Source organism: Allobosea sp. GW822-FHT03F07 (genome assembly GCF_058801345.1).
Genome location: NZ_JBXAND010000006.1, coordinates 255,832 through 268,388, shown reverse-complemented (window position 1 = coordinate 268,388; position 12,557 = coordinate 255,832). Strand labels below are relative to the sequence as shown.

At 65.0% G+C, this 12,557-nt stretch carries 13 protein-coding genes; 7 read left to right on the top strand and 6 right to left on the bottom strand.

Annotated features, from left to right (window positions below):
- Positions 1-109 precede the first annotated feature (109 nt).
- Together AC1RMY_RS18790 and AC1RMY_RS18785 are read right to left on the bottom strand one after the other, a co-directional pair.
- Positions 110-604: a MarR family winged helix-turn-helix transcriptional regulator gene (locus tag AC1RMY_RS18790; protein WP_492867066.1), complete on the bottom strand. Its 495-nt coding sequence runs from the start codon at positions 602-604 to the stop codon at positions 110-112.
- 35 nt (positions 605-639) lie between these two features.
- Positions 640-1,725, bottom strand: coding sequence for a TRAP transporter substrate-binding protein (locus AC1RMY_RS18785; protein WP_492867065.1), 1,086 nt, complete (start codon positions 1,723-1,725; stop codon positions 640-642).
- A gap of 63 nt (positions 1,726-1,788) precedes the next feature.
- On the opposite strand from AC1RMY_RS18785, the gene AC1RMY_RS18780 reads away from it, so the two are divergent.
- Complete coding sequence (locus AC1RMY_RS18780) at positions 1,789-2,799, top strand: fumarylacetoacetate hydrolase family protein (RefSeq protein WP_492867063.1); 1,011 nt, start codon at positions 1,789-1,791, stop codon at positions 2,797-2,799.
- A gap of 107 nt (positions 2,800-2,906) precedes the next feature.
- Positions 2,907-3,440, top strand: a complete 534-nt coding sequence (locus AC1RMY_RS18775; RefSeq protein WP_492867061.1) for a hypothetical protein — start codon at positions 2,907-2,909, stop codon at positions 3,438-3,440.
- On the opposite strand, the gene AC1RMY_RS18770 is transcribed toward AC1RMY_RS18775, so the two are convergent.
- Positions 3,410-3,985, bottom strand: coding sequence for a GNAT family N-acetyltransferase (locus AC1RMY_RS18770; RefSeq protein WP_492867059.1), 576 nt, complete (start codon positions 3,983-3,985; stop codon positions 3,410-3,412). The genes AC1RMY_RS18775 and AC1RMY_RS18770 overlap by 31 nt on opposite strands.
- 87 nt (positions 3,986-4,072) lie before the next feature.
- Between AC1RMY_RS18770 and AC1RMY_RS18765 the strand changes: the two genes are divergently transcribed.
- Positions 4,073-4,591 (top strand): CreA family protein, encoded by a 519-nt coding sequence (locus tag AC1RMY_RS18765; protein ID WP_492867058.1) that lies wholly within the window; start codon positions 4,073-4,075, stop codon positions 4,589-4,591.
- A 307-nt stretch (positions 4,592-4,898) separates the two neighbouring features.
- Here AC1RMY_RS18765 and AC1RMY_RS18760 read toward each other — a convergent pair whose 3' ends face one another.
- Together AC1RMY_RS18760 and AC1RMY_RS18755 are read right to left on the bottom strand one after the other, a co-directional pair.
- A complete protein-coding gene (locus AC1RMY_RS18760) occupies positions 4,899-5,192 on the bottom strand; it encodes a hypothetical protein (protein ID WP_492867056.1) in 294 nt (97 codons plus the stop codon).
- Positions 5,193-5,493: 301 nt separating this feature from the next.
- Positions 5,494-5,826, bottom strand: a complete 333-nt coding sequence (locus tag AC1RMY_RS18755; RefSeq protein ID WP_492867054.1) for a hypothetical protein — start codon at positions 5,824-5,826, stop codon at positions 5,494-5,496.
- A 323-nt stretch (positions 5,827-6,149) separates the two neighbouring features.
- Here AC1RMY_RS18755 and cysS point away from each other — a divergent pair, with 323 nt between their 5' ends.
- The 3 genes from cysS to cimA all read left to right on the top strand — a co-directional run bounded on the left by cysS (position 6,150) and on the right by cimA (position 9,959).
- Entirely contained in the window at positions 6,150-7,700 is a 1,551-nt protein-coding gene (gene cysS / locus AC1RMY_RS18750) for a cysteine--tRNA ligase (protein ID WP_492867052.1), read from the top strand.
- A 185-nt stretch (positions 7,701-7,885) separates the two neighbouring features.
- Positions 7,886-8,251 carry an endonuclease domain-containing protein gene (locus AC1RMY_RS18745; protein WP_492867202.1) on the top strand — a complete coding sequence of 122 codons (366 nt, stop codon included), beginning with the start codon at positions 7,886-7,888 and terminating at the stop codon, positions 8,249-8,251.
- Positions 8,252-8,360: 109 nt separating this feature from the next.
- Entirely contained in the window at positions 8,361-9,959 is a 1,599-nt protein-coding gene (gene cimA, locus AC1RMY_RS18740; RefSeq protein WP_492867050.1) for a citramalate synthase, read from the top strand.
- A gap of 114 nt (positions 9,960-10,073) precedes the next feature.
- Here cimA and AC1RMY_RS18735 read toward each other — a convergent pair whose 3' ends face one another.
- On the bottom strand, positions 10,074-10,421 hold the full coding sequence (locus AC1RMY_RS18735) for a hypothetical protein (RefSeq protein ID WP_492867048.1): 348 nt from the start codon (positions 10,419-10,421) through the stop codon (positions 10,074-10,076).
- A 169-nt stretch (positions 10,422-10,590) separates the two neighbouring features.
- On the opposite strand from AC1RMY_RS18735, the gene AC1RMY_RS18730 reads away from it, so the two are divergent.
- Positions 10,591-12,504, top strand: a complete 1,914-nt coding sequence (locus AC1RMY_RS18730; protein ID WP_492867046.1) for an ABCB family ABC transporter ATP-binding protein/permease — start codon at positions 10,591-10,593, stop codon at positions 12,502-12,504.
- Positions 12,505-12,557: the final 53 nt, after the last annotated feature.

Below are 12,557 nucleotides of genomic sequence, written 5' to 3'. Positions count from 1 at the left end.
ACCTCACCGGCAAGCGCTCCGGCATGGATCCCGGATCTCCGCTTCGCTGGGTCCGGGATGACCGCGCGAATGTGGGTGGCCGTTGGGAAGGCGCCGCCAGCGCGTCCCCTCAACCCTCGTCGTCGCGATAGCTGCCGGCGAGGTGGCGGCTGCGCTCGGTCAGCGTCGAGAGTACGCGCTCGAACACCTTCATCTCGTCGGCCGCGATCCCTTCCGTCCAGCGCGCCTGGAAGGCCAGCGCCAGCGGCACGATCTGGGCATAGATGCGCTCGCCGGCCGAGGTCAGCGCGACGAAGTGCTCGCGCCGGTCCTGTCGGTTCTCCGAGCGCGAGACCAGCCCGCGCTGCTCCAGCTCGGAGACGGCGCGCGAGACCTTGGTCTTGTGCATCTGGGCGAGTTCGCCGATGTCGCGCGAGGTCAGCTTGCCGAACTCGCCGAGCTGCGCGACCACGCGCCATTCCGGGATGCCGATACCGAACTGGGCGCCGTAGATCCGACCCAGCGCCCTCGCCGAATGAAAGGCGACGACGTTGAGACGGTATGGCAGGTACTGCTCCAGCCGCAGCGGCGTTTCCGGCTGGGGGGAGGGCGGTTTCGTCGACATGATCCGCTGGCCGCCTTCTTTTTCCGGCAACCCGCTCAGCGCGCCTTCAGCCTGTTCATGAAGGAATCGAAGGAGAGTTCCGCGACCTGCCACCAGAGCAGGTTCTCGCCGCGGAAGGCGACCATCGAATCGTAGCCGGCCTTGAAGTCCGCGCTCTTGGCCGAGGTCTCGGCGTAATACTCCTCAGCGGCCTTGAGGGCTGCTTCCATCACCGGCAGCGGGAAGGGCCGCAGCTGCGCGCCCTGGCCGACGAGCCGGCGCAGGCCGCCCGGATTGACGAAATCGTACTTGCCGAGCATCCAGTTGTTGGCCGCTTCGCAAGCCTGCTGGACGATCGCCTGGTAGTGCTTGGGCAGCTTGGCCCAGGCCTCCTTGCCGATGATCAGGTGCAGCATCGCGCCGCCCTCCCACCAGCCGGGGTAATAGTAATATTTGGCGACGCGGATGAAGCCGAGCTTCTCGTCGTCATAGGGACCGACGAATTCGGCGGCGTCGATCGCGCCGCGCTCCAGCGCCGGATAGACGTCGCCCGGCGCGATCTGCGTCGGCACCACGCCGAGCTTGGCCAGAACCTGCCCGCCCATGCCGCCGATGCGGAATTTCAGCCCCTTGAGGTCGTCGACGCCCTTGAGCTCGTTGCGGAAGAAGCCGCCCATCTGGGTGCCCGAGTTGCCGCAGGGGATCGAATAGGCGTTGAAGCGGTCGAGCACGCCGTTCACGATCTGCTCGCCGCCGCCAAAATACCACCAGCTATGCTGCTGGCGGGCGTTGAGCCCGAATGGGATGCCGGTGCCGAGACCCAGCGTCGGGTCCTTGCCGATGTAGAAATAGGTCGGCGAATGGGCGCATTCGACCGTGCCCGAGGAGACGGCGTCGAGGGCCTGCAGACCGGGAACGATCTCGCCCGGCGCGAAGACCTGGATCTGGAACTTGCCGTCGGTGGCGTCGCTGACGAGTTTGGCGAATTGCTGGGCGGTGCCGTAGATCGTGTCGAGCGACTTCGGGAAGCTCGACGTCAGCCGCCACTTCACCTCGGGCTGCGACTGCGCGACGGCCGGCATCGCGACGGGCGTGGCGGCGGCCGCGAGCGCACCGGTTTTCAAAAAGTCGCGACGTTTCATAAGGTGTTCCTCCCACGGGCTCGTTGGGCCCTTATTGGCGCGTCGTGCGAGGAATGAAAAGACATGAAACTCGCTTCGCTCATGCATGGTCGGGATGGCCGCCTGGTCGTGGTCTCGCAGGATCTGACGCGGGCGACCGACGCCTTTCCCATCGTCTCGACCTTGCAGGCCGCGCTCGACGACTGGGACCGGCACGCGCCGCGCCTTGCCGATCTCGCGGTCGGCCTCGAGCACGGCTCGGTTCCCTCGTTCCGCTTTCACGAACATGACTGCGCCGCGCCCCTGCCACGCGCGTTTCAATGGCTCGACGGCTCGGCCTATCCGAACCATATCGAACTGGCCTGCAAGGGTCGCCGGGTCGATCCGCCGGCGAGCCTCCTGACGGAGCCGCAGATGTATCAGGGCGGCTCGGATACGCCGCTCGGCCCGCGCCAGCCGATTCATGCGGCAGCCGAGGACCAGGGCATCGATTTCGAGGCCGAGATCGCGGTCGTCACCGGCGATGTGCCGATGGGCGTCACGCCGGAGGCCGCGCTCGGCTGCATCCGCCTCGTCATGCTGGTCAACGACGTCAGCCTGCGCCACATCGCCGGCCCCGAACTGGCGAAGGGCTTCGGCTTCGTCCAGTCCAAGCCCTCCGGCGCCTACTCCGCGGTCGCCGTCACACCCGACGAACTCGGCGACGCCTGGCGGGAAGGCCGCCTGCACCTGCCGGTGTTGGCGCAGGTCAACGGCAAGCTGTTCGGCAAACCGAATGCCGGCGTCGACATGACCTTCGATTTCGGCGCGCTGATCGCTCACGCCGCCCGGACGCGCCGGCTCGGCGCCGGCACGATCATCGGGGCCGGCACCGTTTCGAACCGGGGCGCCGATGGCGGCCCGAGTCATGCTTTGGCGGATGGCGGCGTCGGCTATGCCTGCATCCTCGAGCAGCGCATCGTCGAGAAGCTCCGGGACGGCAAGGCGAGCACGCCGTTCCTGCGCTTCGGCGACACCGTCCGCATCGAGGTGAAGGACGCTGCCGGCCATTCGATCTTCGGGGCGATCGAGCAGGAGATCCTTCCGGCCGGTTGAGGGCGCGAACTCCGTCATCATGGGCTTGGCGCTTGCCGGGGGGGCGGCTAACCTGCCGCCGTCAACGCCTGCCCCCCGACGAAGCCCGCCGCGAGAGCCTGAACCCCATGATCGACCATGTGCCGTTCTATTCCGCCGCCGTGCCGCTCGCCTTCTTTGTCTGGGGGCCGGTGCTGGTGATGGTCCTGTTCTGGGCGGTCGGCCTCTGGTCGAGCCGGCAGGGCGTGCCGCGCATGCTGGAGAACGACTGGAACGGCTTCAACGTTGCCGATGTCGAGAGGCTCTTCGCCATGTATGGCGAGACGCACCGCGCGCGTTATCGCAACCGGGTGCTGCCGGCGGATGTCGCCTGCGCCTTCACCTATGCCATCGTCGGCGCGATCCTGATCGCCGGCCTCTCGATGCGCGGCCAGCCCTGGTGGGTAGCAGTGCTCTGCGGCGGCGGCTGGCTGCTCGGCGGCCTCTGCGACGTCGCAGAGAACCTCGCGGTGGCCCGGCTGCTCGACAAATACCCCAGGGTCGAGGCCGGCGACGTCGCCTTCGCCAGCCGCGTCACCCAGTTGAAGCTGGTGCTGTTCCTGCTTGGCACCGTCGGGGCGATCGCCGCGGCCTATCTCGCCTTCAAGCCGTTGGCGGCCTGAAGGCGTTTGCGCCAATCATCGCCCGAGAGACGAAAACTGGCGCCGGGCACCGGCGGATCGCCGATCAGCACGGCCGATGCGTCGCCCTGGCGCGTGAAGCCGAGTTTCTGCGCGAGCCGGCAGGACGCCTCGTTCTGCGGATGCGTGAGAATGGCGATGGCGGGCAGGTCGAGCGCCTCCATGCCATGGCGAACCAGCCGTTCGGAGGCTTCGAAGGCATAGCCCTTGCCCCAATGTCCTGTCTCGAAGCGATAGCTGAGCTGCGGGTCATCGCCGTCATCTGCGCCCGGTATCAGGCCGACATAGCCGAGGAACCCATCGTCGTCGGCTCGACCGAAGACGCTCCAGTAACCGAGCCCGATCGCGACATGGCTGAAGCTTCGCGCCGCGACCGCCTCCCGGCTCATGCTCGGCGAGCCCGGCGGCGCGATGTGGCGCATCACCTGCGGGTCGGCATTGAGCCGCGCGATCCGATCGAGATCCTCCATGCTGCGCGGGCGCAGCATCAGGCGTTCGGTTTCGAGCACGGGCAGGGTTGTCGGCATGCGGCATCTCGCTCGGGGCTGGCGCTGTCGGCCCCGTGGTCCCATATCGTGGTCGGTGCCGGTTGAGAACGGCTGGGGAGAACGGGAATGCAGGTCTGCCGTCTTGTCTTTGGAGTCCTGGCCGGCCTTGCCGTGGCGGTAGGCCTCGCAGCCCCGGCGGCCGCACAGGAAGACCTGATCTTCCGGAAGTCGACCGTCTGGAAGATGCTGACGCCGAACGATAAACTCGCCGTCTACGGCGTCGACGATCCCTTGGTGGAGGGCGTCGCCTGCCACTACACCATCCCCGAAAAGGGCGGCGTCTCCGGCATGTTCGGCGTGGCCGAAGAGGTCTCCGAGGTTTCGCTGGCCTGCCGCCAGATTGGTCCGATCAAGTTCAAGGAGAAATCGGAACAGGGCGACGTCGTCTTCCGCGAGCGTCGTTCGCTGATCTGGAAAAAGATGCAGATCGTGCGCGGCTGCGACGCCAAGCGCAATGTGCTGGTCTATCTGGTCTATACCGACAAGCTGATCGACGGCTCGCCGCAGAACTCGACCTCGACCGTGCCGATCATGCCTTGGGGCGGCACGGGCGATGTGCCGAAATGCGCCGACTGGATCAAATGAGAGGCGACCGCCCGTCATCCCTGGGACAGGGCGGGGTTCGATCGCTGCAGGTCTCTGCGGACGCAGACGGACGCTCGTGCTTTGGGCCGGGTGCCTGCACGGATCACGAGGAGCTGGAGCGGGTTGCCGAGATTGACTGGATGGGTTGCGGTATCCGTCTGTGTTAATGGATAGATAAAATAGTTTCGATTTCGGGATTTCGTATTGAATAAAATCGCTCAGATAGATTATATTGCTATTATTAGGAAGTGTGTAGTTATAAGTGATATGCGTTTGGAAATTCAAAATATAGGTACGGTCGATAAATTTAGTTCTTTTTCTTGTTTTTGTTGCCCCACAGAACAAAGCCCATCAGAAGCCCCAGTGCCATGGAAATAAAAGATGAGGCGGCTATATTGAACGCTCCAGCGAAGAAGAATCCGATAATTCCGCCGGACATGCTGGCTAGAAGTATGAATATCAATGAATCGGTTAATTTGAATATGTATTCGGCTCTCGCGTAGATGGCTTCTTCATCTGCAAGATAACGCTGCGATTCGGTGTGATCCGTTTCTAGGCGCCTTGAATCATTGTTCGGTGTCTTGGTTTCTGATTTATCCATGAGATGGCGCCCTTTCGCTTGCAGGATTCGGGTAGACCTCGACAAAAAGCATGCGTAGCCGCTTCCAAAGGGTCGAGACTGCAAGACAGCCATTTTCAGATTATGCGCGAAACGGTTATTTGCGCAACTCAAGAAGATGCGCTGGGGCGACCGCGGCCAACAGGCAAAATGCTATGATGGCCTGCTCGGCGTCTGACCGGTCGATTGTCCGATCGAAGTATTGAGTGCGACGGATTTCATACGGAGTCACAGTCCGCCGGCCAGGTCGAGACGCTAGGGCGACGTCTGTCTGCGAGCGGCCTCAGCCGCCGCAGGTGATGACCAGTGGCTGCTCGGGCGCTCCGGCGGGGGGCGCCGCCTTCGAGAGCGAGCCGGTGAAATCCTCGCGCGAGGCGATGCCGAAGGAACTCGCCTTGGCGAAGCCCTGCGCCTCGCACCAGGCATCGGCGACGATCTTGCCACATTCGGACTTGCTGGAGATGCAGTCCGCCACGCCATAGCCGTCGCTGGCGGGGATCAGGAAGGTGCGCTGGTCGCTGGGGGCGGCGACGGTCTTGCTGGTCGGCAGGACCGACAGCGAAAGCCCGGCTCCGACAATCCCGAACAGGCCGATCAGGGCAACGGCGCGGCGCATATCTGAGGTGTCCTCGTGGCTGACGGGCGCTCAACCCTCGAATCGAGAGGATGGTTCCAGTCAGTTAAAATTGAATGAAGTGCCGGCCTTCTGGTTGTGCAGTGCGGCGAAACTGCGGCGCCCTCTTGACGCAAAGCCCGCGCGCAGGCAAGCCTGTGTCGATGACGCGAGCCCTCAACCGGATTTGCATTATTTGCCGCTAGCTTTCGCTGGCCGGCTGCTCACGTCCTCATCCTGAAACGGAAAGACAGACAGCGCCTCCGGCCAGCGGCCAGGACAGGCTCGCCGTCACGCTTTCGCTTTTCGCCAGGACAACAGACCCGATGTCGCCGACCTTGAGGCTTTACAATACGCTGACGCGGAAGAAGGAGGACTTCGTCCCCGTCGATCCGCAGAACGTCCGCATGTATGTCTGCGGCCCGACGGTCTACGACTACGCCCATATCGGCAATGCCCGCCCGGTCATCGTCTTCGACGTGCTCTACCGGCTGCTGCGGCATCTCTATGGCGAGAGCCATGTCACCTATGCCCGCAACCTCACCGACGTCGACGACAAGATCAACGCGCGCGCGGCGCGCGACTGGCCCTCCCTCCCGCTGAACGAGGCGATCGCGAAGGTCACGGAAGCCACGACGGCGCAATTCCATGCCGATGTCGATGCGCTCGGCTGCCTGCGGCCGGACGAGGAGCCGCGCGCCACCGACCATATCGAGGAGATGAAGGCGATCATCGAGCGCCTGATCGCGCGCGGCGTCGCCTATGTAGCCGAGGAGCACGTGCTCTTCCATGTCCCGGCGGTCGCGCATCTGGCGAAGGCGCCGAAATACGGCTCGCTCGCCCGCCGCTCGCTCGACGAGATGATGGCCGGCGCCCGCGTCGATGTCGCGCCGTACAAGAAGGACGCGATGGATTTCGTGCTCTGGAAGCCGAGCCGCGAGGGCGTCGATCCGGGCTGGCCGTCACCCGCCGGCATTGAGACGCCCGGCCGTCCCGGCTGGCACATCGAATGCTCGGCCATGTCGATGGCGAAGCTGCTCGAACCGTTCGGAGGCGGGCTCTCCTGCGACGATCCGGGCAAGAACGTCTTCGACATCCATGGCGGCGGCATCGACCTCGTCTTCCCGCATCACGAGAACGAGATCGCCCAATCCTGCTGCGCCTTCGGCAGCGCGGCCGGCAGCAGCCGCATGGCCAACTACTGGATGCATAACGGCTTCCTGCAGGTCGAGGGCGAGAAGATGTCGAAGTCGCTTGGCAACTTCGTCACCATCAACGAGCTGCTGCAGACGGATACATTTGGCGGGCGGAAATGGCCCGGCGAGGTGCTGCGGCTCGCGATGCTGAAGACGCATTACCGCCAGCCGATCGACTGGACGGTGAAGGCGTTGGAGGAGGCGGAGAAGACGCTCGATCGGTGGTATGAATGGCTAGATGGCACTGCGATCGATGAAGCAGCCGAGCCTATTAGTTCTGTCGTAGAGCCATTGCTTGACGATCTGAACACGGTTGCCGCCGTTTCTGAACTCTACCCGCTGTTTAATTCCGCCCAGATGGGATCCTTGAGAATGGGAGGCTCGTTCGGGTGGGACATCCGCAATCCAGCCTCTGCATCAGCGGTCGTTGCGGCAGCGAGAATTCTTGGCTTGCTTCGGCATGACCCCGCTTCGTGGCGCGCCCAGAAGATCGCAGAATCGGGCGTGGACAAGGCGCGCGTCCAGTTGCTCATCACTACCCGCCTGGTCGCCCGCCGCGACAAGAACTTCGCCGAATCCGACCTCATCCGCGACGAACTCGCCGCCATGGGCATCGCGCTCAAGGACGGCAAGGACCCTGCCACCGGCGAGCCGACCACGACCTGGGAGGTGAAGCGATGAACCGCGACGCACCCCCTCTCCCCCCGCGGGAGAGGGTTGGGGTGAGGGGGCAGCGCGACGATGCCACCGAGACGGCTACAAAATCGCCAACCGTAAACGTCACGGCGCCCCCTCATCCGTCTGCTGCGCAGCCACCTTCTCCCGCAAGGGGAGAAGGGGAGCTCGCTCCGACGCGAGCGCAAACCCTGAAAAGTCGCGCCCGCGCCATGCGCAAGGCGCCGACCGAGGCCGAGCGCAAGCTTTGGTATCTGGTTCGCGATCGTCGCTTCAGCGGTTTCAAGTTTCGCCGCCAAATGCCCCTCGGACGCTACATCGTCGATTTCGTTTGTATGGAGAGACGCCTCGTCATCGAAGCCGACGGCGGCCAGCATGCCGAGAACGCGCATGATGCCGTGCGAGACGCCTGGCTGAGGGCTCAGGGCTATCGGATCAGGCGCTTCTTTAACGCGGACATCCTCCAGCGACCGGGCGAGGTGAGCGACACGCTTTGGCACGACCTCGACGGCCTGCCTCGTATCGATCCAACAGACGTTGCGGAAATGCGTTCATGACCCCGACCCCGAAAATCCGCCCCGCCGGCTCGCTCTCCGTCGCCATCAAGCTCGTCATGCTCGCCATGGTGGTGCCACGCGTCCTGCGCTTCAAGCTGCGACGCGATCGATGAGCGCCGCGCGCATCCATCTGTTCGACACGACGCTGCGCGACGGTGCGCAGACGACCGGCGTCGATTTCTCGCTCGACGACAAGCGTGCGGTCGCTGCTCTGCTCGACAGGCTCGGTATCGACTATGTCGAGGGCGGCTATCCCGGTGCCAACCCGCTCGACACGGCCTTCTTCGCGCAAAAGCCGACGAAGAACGCCAAATTCGCCGCCTTCGGCATGACCAAGCGGGCAGGGCGCTCGGCCGCCAACGATCCCGGCATCGCCGCGCTGCTGGAGGCGAAGGCGGACGCCATCGTCTTCGTCGCCAAGAGCTGGGACTACCATGTCCATGTCGCGCTCGAGATCTCGCTCGAGGAGAACCTCGCCGGCATCCGCGAAAGCGTCGAGGCGGCGAGGGCGGCGGGTCGCGAGGTCATGCTCGACTGCGAGCACTTCTTCGACGGCTACAAGGCCAATCCCGGCTACGCGCTCGCCTGTGCCCGCACCGCCTATGAGGCCGGCGCGCGCTGGGTCGTACTCTGCGACACCAATGGCGGCACGCTGCCGGACGAGGTCGGCGCGATCGTGCGCGAAGTCGCCAAGGTCGTTCCGGGCGATCATCTCGGCATCCACGCCCATGACGATTGCGGCTGCGCCGTCGCCAATTCGCTCGCGGCGGTCGAGGCCGGCGCGCGCCAGATCCAGGGCACGCTGAACGGGCTCGGCGAGCGCTGCGGCAACGCCAATCTGGTGACGCTGATCGGCGCGCTGAAGCTTAAGGAGCGGTATCGCGGGCGCTTCGAGATCGGCGTCGACGACGCGCAGATCGCGGAGTTGACCCACGCCTCGCGCCAGCTCGACGAGATGCTGAACCGGGTGCCGAACCGGCACGCGCCCTTCGTCGGGGCCTCGGCCTTCGCCACCAAGGCCGGCATCCATGCCTCCGCCGTGCTGAAGGATCCGCGCACCTATGAGCATGTTCCGCCCGAGGCGATCGGCAACACGCGCAAGGTGCTGATCTCGGACCAGGGCGGCAAGTCGAACCTCGTCGCCGAGCTCGAGCGCATCGGCGTAACCCTCGGCCGCGACGACCCGCGGCTTGGCCGGGTGCTCGAGGAGATCAAGGAGAAGGAGGCGCAGGGCTATGCCTTCGAGGGCGCCGATGCCTCCTTCATGCTGCTGGTCAAGCGCATCATGGGCGAGGTGCCGGATTATTTCACGGTCGAGCGCTTCGCCGTGAACGTCGAGCGCCGGCACAATGCGCTCGGCGACCTCGTCACCTTCTCGGAGGCGATCGTGAAGCTGACGGTCGGCGGCGAGGTGCTGATCACGGCGGCCGAAGGCCCGTCCGGACCGGTCAACGCCCTCGACCAGGCGCTGCGCAAGGATCTCGGCCGCTATCAGGCGCTGATCGAGGGCCTGCGGCTGGTGGACTACAAGGTCCGCATCTTCCAAGGCGGCAGCGATGCGGTGACGCGCGTCCTGATCGAGTCGATGGACGAAACCGGCGAGCGCTGGACCACGGTCGGCGTCAGCGCCAACATCATCGATGCCTCGTTCCAGGCGCTGGTCGACTCGATCACCTACAAGCTGCTGCGGGCCGGCGCGACGGTGTGAGGCGCTTCCGTCATGGTCGGGCCTGTCCCGACCATCCACGTCTTCCTTGATCGAGGACGGTGTTCAAGTCGTGGATGCTCGCCACAAGGGCGAGCATGACGGCACAGCAAGGCCTCACTCCGTCAGGCGGATGATCTTGTCCTTGCAGAGATCCATGCCCTCGGCGTCGCTCTCGACCTCGTCGCCGAATTTCGCCAGCACGAAATAGCTGCAGCCCGCCGGCTTGTTGAGCTTCACCGCGATGCTCTTGCCCGGGGCCAGGGGCTTGGCGATCTTGCCGACGAGCCGCGGCTGGTCGCCGCCGGTGGCGATCTCGAACACCGTGAGAGGCGCGGTCCGCATGTTCTTGATGGTGATCTGGGCAGGCGGCTTGGTGCCCTGGGCGGCGGCAGGCAGGGCGGCAGAGATGAGGCCGGCAGCCATCCCGAGCAGGCCGGTCACGACAACGCGTTGAATCTTCATGGTTGTTTCTTCCCCGGTGACGCGCCTTTGAGCGCTCCAGAGGCAGTTTGACACCGGGCTTTGGACGTAAGCAAGGCAGCAGCCTTTGCAATCCCGCCCCTGTGCCAGCCCAGATGCATTTGCCGGGGATTGCGCCTATATCAGCGCCCCAACCTGGAATCGTCCCAAGATGCCTCCGCCAGCCGTGCCGCCTCCGGCGCCGACCTTCGCACGCCCCGCCTTGCTCAAGCCTGGCTCGGGCTTCGTCGAGACCTTCCGCGCGCTCTGGCCCTATCTCTGGCCGGCGGATCGCACCGATCTGCGCCGGCGGGTGATCATCGCCTTCGCATTGCTGGTGACGGGGCGGCTCATCCTGATGGGTGTGCCCTTCACGTTCAAATGGGCCACCGACGCGCTGGCGAGCACGCCCTCGACGCTCGAACGCTGGCTGCCCTGGCTGGTCGGCGCGCCGCTGGCGCTCACCGTGCTCTATGGCCTGGCCCGGGTCGGTTCGGCCGCCTTCATCCAGCTCCGCGACGCCGTCTTCGCGCCGGTCTTCATGCATGCGGTGCGCACGCTGGCGCTGCAGACCTTCGGCCATCTGCACCACCTTTCGCTGCGCTTCCATCTGGAGCGCAAGACCGGCGGGCTGACGCGCGTGCTCGAGCGCGGCCGCAATGGCATCGAGGAGATGGTCCGGCTCGGCCTGAACCAGCTCGTGCCGGTGGTGATCGAGCTCGCGCTGATCATCACCGTGCTGCTGGTGATGTTCGACTGGGTCTATGTCGTCGTGCTGGTCGTCATGGTGACGACCTATATGGTCTACACCATCAAGGCGACGGAATGGCGCATCGCCATCCGGGCGCAGATGAACGAGTCCGACACCGACGCCAATTCCAAGGCGATCGATTCGCTGCTGAACTACGAGACGGTGAAGTATTTCGGCGCGGAAGCCCGCGAGACGGCGCGCTACGACCGCTCGATGGCGCGCTATGAACGCAATTCCGTCAAGGCCTACACCTCACTGGCCTGGCTCAATTTCGGCCAAGCCGCGATCTTCGCGATCGGCCTGACCATCTCGATGGTGATGGCGGTGCAGGGTGTTCGCGCTGGCACGCACACCGTTGGCGACTTCGTGCTGATCAACGCGATGCTGGTCCAGCTCTACATGCCCCTGAATTTCATGGGCACCGTCTATCGCGAGATCAAGCAGGCGACGCTCGACATCGAGCAGATGTTCTCGCTGATCGGCAAGGATCCGGAGATCCAGGACAGGCCCGGCGCGCCGCCGCTCACGGTGCCGGCGGGAGAGGTGCGCTTCGAGGACGTGCATTTCGCCTATATCCCGGAGCGGCCGATCCTGAGGGGCATTTCCTTCACCGTGCCCGCCGGCCGGACGATCGCCATCGTCGGCCCTTCCGGCGCCGGCAAGTCGACGATCTCGCGCCTGCTCTTCCGCTTCTACGAGCCGCAGAAGGGGCGCATCCTGATCGACGGCCAGCCGATCGCGGACGTGCAGCAGGTCTCGTTGCGTGCAGCCATCGGCATGGTCCCGCAGGACACGGTGCTGTTCAACGACACGATCGAATACAACATCCGCTATGGCCGCCCCGACGCCACCGAGGCGGAGATGGAGGAGGCCGCGCGCCTTGCCCAGATCGACCGCTTCATCAAGTCGCTGCCCGAGGGCTACGCCACCTCGGTCGGCGAGCGCGGCCTCAAGCTCTCGGGCGGCGAGAAGCAGCGTGTCGCCATCGCCCGCACCATCCTGAAGGGCCCGCCGGTGCTGGTGCTGGACGAGGCCACCTCGGCGCTCGATTCCTTCACCGAGAAGGAGATTCAGGACGCGCTCGACCGTGTCAGCGAAGGGCGCACGACGCTCGTCATCGCTCACCGCCTCTCGACCGTCATCAATGCCGACGAGATCATCGTGCTCGACAAGGGGCTGATCGCCGAGCGCGGCCACCACCGCGACCTTCTCGCCGCGAACGGCATCTACGCTGCGCTCTGGAACCGCCAGCGCCAGGTCGACGAGGCCAAGGCGACGCTGCAGCGCGCCACCGCAGAGGAGGAGCCGAGCGTGCGGGTGAGCCTGACGCCGTGAATGGGGCTCCCCTTCTCCCGCGTGGGAAAAGGCGACGCCACAGTTTGAAACCG